General features: G+C 45.1%; 6 protein-coding genes. 4 read left to right on the plus strand and 2 right to left on the minus strand.

Going from position 1 to position 5,411, the window contains the following annotated elements:
• The first annotated feature begins 162 nt into the window (after positions 1-162).
• The 3 genes from AC1DUA_RS21730 (at position 163) to AC1DUA_RS21740 (ending at position 3,048) form a co-directional block, all read left to right on the plus strand.
• On the plus strand, positions 163-1,056 hold the full coding sequence (locus AC1DUA_RS21730) for a LysR family transcriptional regulator (RefSeq protein ID WP_477501757.1): 894 nt from the start codon (positions 163-165) through the stop codon (positions 1,054-1,056).
• A gap of 30 nt (positions 1,057-1,086) precedes the next feature.
• Positions 1,087-2,070: a helix-turn-helix transcriptional regulator gene (locus AC1DUA_RS21735; RefSeq protein WP_477501758.1), complete on the plus strand. Its 984-nt coding sequence runs from the start codon at positions 1,087-1,089 to the stop codon at positions 2,068-2,070.
• 102 nt (positions 2,071-2,172) lie between these two features.
• Positions 2,173-3,048 carry an SDR family NAD(P)-dependent oxidoreductase gene (locus AC1DUA_RS21740; protein ID WP_477501759.1) on the plus strand — a complete coding sequence of 292 codons (876 nt, stop codon included), beginning with the start codon at positions 2,173-2,175 and terminating at the stop codon, positions 3,046-3,048.
• 8 nt (positions 3,049-3,056) lie between these two features.
• Here the strand turns inward: AC1DUA_RS21740 and AC1DUA_RS21745 are convergent, their stop codons facing one another.
• On the minus strand, positions 3,057-3,281 hold the full coding sequence (locus tag AC1DUA_RS21745; protein WP_477501760.1) for a nuclear transport factor 2 family protein: 225 nt from the start codon (positions 3,279-3,281) through the stop codon (positions 3,057-3,059).
• A gap of 281 nt (positions 3,282-3,562) precedes the next feature.
• Between AC1DUA_RS21745 and AC1DUA_RS21750 the strand changes: the two genes are divergently transcribed.
• On the plus strand, positions 3,563-4,051 hold the full coding sequence (locus AC1DUA_RS21750) for a cysteine dioxygenase (protein ID WP_477501761.1): 489 nt from the start codon (positions 3,563-3,565) through the stop codon (positions 4,049-4,051).
• Between the two features lie 319 nt (positions 4,052-4,370).
• Here the strand turns inward: AC1DUA_RS21750 and AC1DUA_RS21755 are convergent.
• The coding region (locus AC1DUA_RS21755; protein ID WP_477501762.1) for a glycine--tRNA ligase at positions 4,371-5,411 on the minus strand (1,041 nt) is incomplete at its 5' end.

Here is a 5,411-nt window from a genome sequence, read left to right on the forward strand (position 1 = left end):
GCCTACAAGTAGATTTATTCTACTTATGTGACGGCCTCTTTTTATTTATTGGTTATGCTAAAATACGAACATGATATATGATAAATAAAACACGTTTGTCTTCTTTATAGTTAAAAGCAATAAACATGGTCCTTATCATTCACAATAGGAGTTGTACAATCATTGGAATTACGTCAACTACAATATGCGATTCAGATCGCCATTGAGCGGAATTTTTCGCGAGCCGCAGAAAAACTTCATATCGCCCAGCCTTCGCTCAGTCAGCAGCTATCCAAGCTTGAGAAAGAAATCGGCGTTCTCCTGTTCCAGCGCAGCACAAACTCCGTTGAACTAACGCATGCCGGATCTCTATTCGTCGAGAAATCACAAAAGATTCTCGATATGGTGGAGCAGCTCAAAAAAGAGATGGAAGACATCTCTCAGATGAAGAAAGGGCGCCTTGTCGTCGGCAGTATGCCAATAACGGGATCAACTATTCTCCCTTTTGTTGTCCCTGTTTTTAAAGCCGCTTACCCAGATATAGAGATTTCCCTCGTTGAAGAAACTTCAGCGAACTTGGAGACATTGACCATGAATGGCCAAACCGATATTTCTCTACTCTCCTTGCCGCTGAGGGAAGAATCGCTAATTTATGAAACACTTTTGGAAGAAGAAATCGTCCTGGCTGTACCCCCGCGTCATCCGTTGACACAGGCTATAGAACCGATCAGCATCTCGCAATTGGAAAAAGAAGCATTCATCGCCTTAAAGAAAGGGCAAGGTTTCCGTAAGCTTACGCTTGATCTCTGTCAAAACGCTGGGATTGTCCCTAATATCGTGTTCGAATCCAGCAACATGGAAACTGTCCAGTCTCTTGTGGCAGCTGGGATGGGCATCGCATTCGTGCCGTATTTGATATCAAAGCGCAGCTTCAGCGAGCTGTCTCCCGTTCATCTTGCCTTAGAAGGCAGACCAACCCGAACACTTGTCATCGCCTACCGCAAAGGCAGATACCTCTCCAAAGCAGCCGAGGCTTTCGTTAGCACGATGAAAGCGGTTATGCAGACAATTGGTTAACTCTAAGAATCCAAGGAGGAGCGAACTGTCATGAACAAAACCCAGCGATTAATCCAGCTTATGATGGCCGTTAATGAGCGCATGGCTTTCACGACAAAGGAGCTCGCCCTAGAATTCGGCGTCTCCGAGCGGACCATGCACCGTGATTTACAGGAGCTTAGCGAGCTCGGGATGCCGCTGTATACCGAATTCGGCCCGCATGGCGGATATCGCTTACTGAAGAAGAGAATGCTCCCGCCTATTCTATTTACCGAACAGGAAGCGGTAGCGATGTTCTTCGCCTTTCAGTCGCTCCAGTATTATGGAACGCTACCTTTTGCTGCAGAATCGACTTCAGCATTAGGTAAGTTTTATCACTATCTTCCGACGGATACCAAGAAAAGAATCGATGCTCTTAAGAACCGTGTATCCTTTTGGACACCTACTCGCACGCATAGTTCTCCTTACTTGGAGGAAATATTGGAGGCTTCAATCGATGGTCTCCCCCTTCACATTACTTATGCATCCAAAGATGGTGTAACAGAACGAACCGTACAGCCTATCGGTATTTACGCATCGAATGGTTACTGGTACTTTCCATCCTATTGTTTTCAAAAAGACCGCATTCTGTTATTTCGCACAGATCGCTTGCAGAGCTTGGAACGCGCTGAGCCGAACCATCCGAGCAAAGACCTCAAGAATTATACCATTCTTGATTGGCTATCAGGTGGAGTGAGCCAAAAGACAGATTCCTCTGAACACATGAATCTCCGCGTCAAGCTTACACCTGCTGGTGTCAGAGCTTACGAACGAAGTAGTGGCAAGGATGAGCATGTCACGATACATGCCGACGGGAGCGGCGAATTAGCAACGGATATGCACCAAAGCAATTTACTATATTTTTCGAAATTTTTCCTTGGCATGGGTGAAGATGCTGTTGTCGAAGAACCTTCGGAGATGGTTCAATGGATTCGCGAACAACTTCAGGGTATGCTTCGCGCATACAGCACTTTGGATGAAGATTCACAAGTTTGAGCTTTTTTGCGCAAGAATAATCCATGACAAGAATTGTCATGGTAATGAGGTAAGCTATAAGTGCAAAGTAACTTGGTGATAGACATGAAGGAGGCATAAAGGATGACTAATTTTAAGCAGCTCCAAGGTCAGGTAGCTCTAGTAACTGGGTCAAGCCGAGGTGCTGGCAGAGGAATTGCGYTAGCGCTTGGTGAAGCAGGTGCCACCGTTTATGTCACAGGCCGCAGTACAAGGGAACAGTCGACTCAGTCAGATCTAACAGGTACGATTGAAGATACAGCGGATGAATTGGCTGCACGCGGTGGCATCGGAATTGCGGTTCGTTGTGATCATACCATTGAATCGGATGTTACAAAACTGTACGACCAGATCAAACAGGAGCAAGGCTCTCTTGATCTTGTAGTCAACAACGCTTGGGGCGGATACGAGGACATTGAAAAGGATGATTTTTTAGCGCCTTTCTGGGAGCAGCCATTGAAACGTTGGGACAACATGTTCGGCGCCGGCTTACGTGCTCAAATGGTGTCCAGCCGCTATGCCATGTCAACCTTCTTCCTTGCCCAGAAGCGCGGCTTAATTATTAACACAGGGGTCTACTCCGATATTGGCGGCGATTACCCTGTGAATGTATTTTATGACACGGTGAAACGTGCAGTTGTGAATATGACCCGTGTTATGTCTCTGAATCTTAAAGCACACCAATTAGATGTTACAGCACTAGCTTTAGCTCCTGGTTGGATGCGCACTGAAGCTGTGTACAAGCATTACGGTCTCGAACCTGGCGATCCTGACTTCATGAAAATCGAAGACTTACACCCAACGGAATCCGTCGAGTATATTGGGCGCGCCGTCGTTGCGCTAGCCTCAGATCCTTTGGTACACCTGAAGGCTGGGCTACTACATGAGGTTGGTTCCCTAGCTGCCGAATATGGTTTCACGGATATCGATGGCAGACAGATGCCTCCATTCCGCGTCTAATACTTTTGTTATTTCATAAACCATCGTTGAATAAGGTTAGGCGGTTGGATGCGGCAGTTGTGGAATGCTGCGATTTTCCAACCGTCTTTTTCTTTTATCAATACATTCGTATTTATGGAATCTCGGTTTTTGGGAGCTTTTCTCTGCCATCTGAGCTTAATCGCTCCAACGCAGTGAACAACAGCCAAATTAGCCTGCATAAATCGAATCTGAATCGCCCCTCCCTCCGTCATCGAGGAACCTCGCAATACATTTTCATGAGCGCTCATTCCCTTCAATTATCTATTGCGATACTGTTCTACTCCATTGTGTCAGACTTCATTGCTCTTGAATATTACCCGAAAGCATGAAAATCCCCCCGTCTGTAGACCGATTGCAAGCCCTTTTGTTTTCAAAATTATGCCAATTTCCATAACCATTCCATCTCCATAAGCATACAATATAATAAAAACTTATCGTTTCTCTAATTAATATTGATAAAGAGACACTCAATGCCTAGGAGGCGGAAACCAAGATGTTAGCAAAAGCAATTGAGCAGACATTCTGTAAGTTGCAAGAACCTTCATTAGAACAATTAAAATCAGCACTTCAATCCCTAAACAGTTTGTTTCATGAGGTACCTGAAAATAAAACCGAGCCCGTGAAACTCCCTTATGGTCGCAATGTTATTTACAGCACCACAGAACTTGAAGTCATTATCATTCATATTCCCGCTTCGGCCGCAACAGCCATTCATAATCACGGAGCGTCCGTAGGCGCTGCCTGTTTGGTTCAAGGCCAAATCGTCAATTCCAAATACCTATTGGATACAGAAGGATACCCCGTTGTTCATAGTGATGATTTTATTAAAACAGGGGATTATTTTACGGCTCCGAAAGATCAAATCCATCAGCTTAGCAATCCGTTCCATGAGCCCGCCGTATCCATTCATGTCTATAGTCCGCCGCTCACTGACGTTCACCGCTATCTGCCTTATAGTGAAGTTCTTGATTACGTCATTTAATAAAAAAGAGGCTATCCCTTGTCCGTCATGAAAATGACGAGGGAAAGCCTCTTTAATTTTCACTTAAACCACGCCTAAATATGGGAACTCCATTCCCTTATTTAGGATAAATACGGCGATTTATTTGAGAGCGGGAACTACAAGACCTTATTTCACCTAAATAGGCTAAATTTACACCAATGTTGGCGAAATAGCGGACCACAGTTCCCCTCCCTCCACTCAAATGCCTGTTTTGAGCAAAATAGCGCCCTGTAGTTCCTCTCCATTCAAGCATTCGCTGGACACGAGGTTCATCTACCTTAAGGGCAGCTTCTTTGCATTAAAACTGAAGCGAATTCTCGATGAATGCTTTCAATTCAGAAATAGGCATCCGCGTTTGTTCCATTGTGTCACGGTCACGAACCGTTACTTGACCATCTGTCTCCGACTCGAAATCGTACGTGATACAGAATGGCGTACCGATCTCGTCGTGACGACGGTATCTTTTACCGATAGAACCTGTATCGTCATAGTCAACCATGAAATGTTTCGCTAGATCAGCAAACACAGCTTGTGCGCCTTCATTCAATTTCTTGGAAAGTGGGAAAATAGCAGCTTTGATTGGAGCTAGTGCAGGGTGGAAGTGAAGCACGGTACGGCTATCGTCACCTTCCAGCTTTTGCTCTTCGAATGCGTCAATCAAAAGCGCCAGCGTCACACGGTCTGCGCCTAGGGATGGCTCGATACAGTAAGGCACATAACGCTCATTCGTTTCTTGATCGATATAATTGAAATCTTCACCGGAATGCTCCATGTGCTGTTTCAAATCGAAATCTGTACGATCCGCAATACCCCAAAGCTCGCCCCAGCCAAACGGGAATTTGTACTCAATATCTGTTGTAGCATTACTGTAATGAGATAATTCATCTTCATTGTGGTCACGCAAACGAAGGTTTTCACCTTTAGCGCCTAAAGACAATAACCAGTTGTGGCAGAAGCTTCTCCAGTACTCGAACCACTTCATATCTTCGCCTGGTTTGCAGAAGAACTCAAGCTCCATTTGTTCAAATTCACGTGTACGGAACGTAAAGTTACCTGGCGTGATTTCGTTACGGAAGCTTTTACCGACTTGACCGATACCGAATGGCAGTTTTTTGCGCATAGTGCGCTGTACATTTTTAAAGTTAACAAAAATACCTTGAGCTGTTTCAGGACGCAGGTAAACGACGTTTGAACTTGCTTCTGTAACGCCCTGGAACGTTTTGAACATCAGATTGAACTGACGAATATCCGTGAAATCCTTGCTGCCACAATCCGGGCATACGATGTTATTCTCAACGATCAGCTTCATCATATCATCGAAAGTCATACCGTCTACGAC

Source organism: Paenibacillus sp. 01T422 (genome assembly GCF_056398785.1).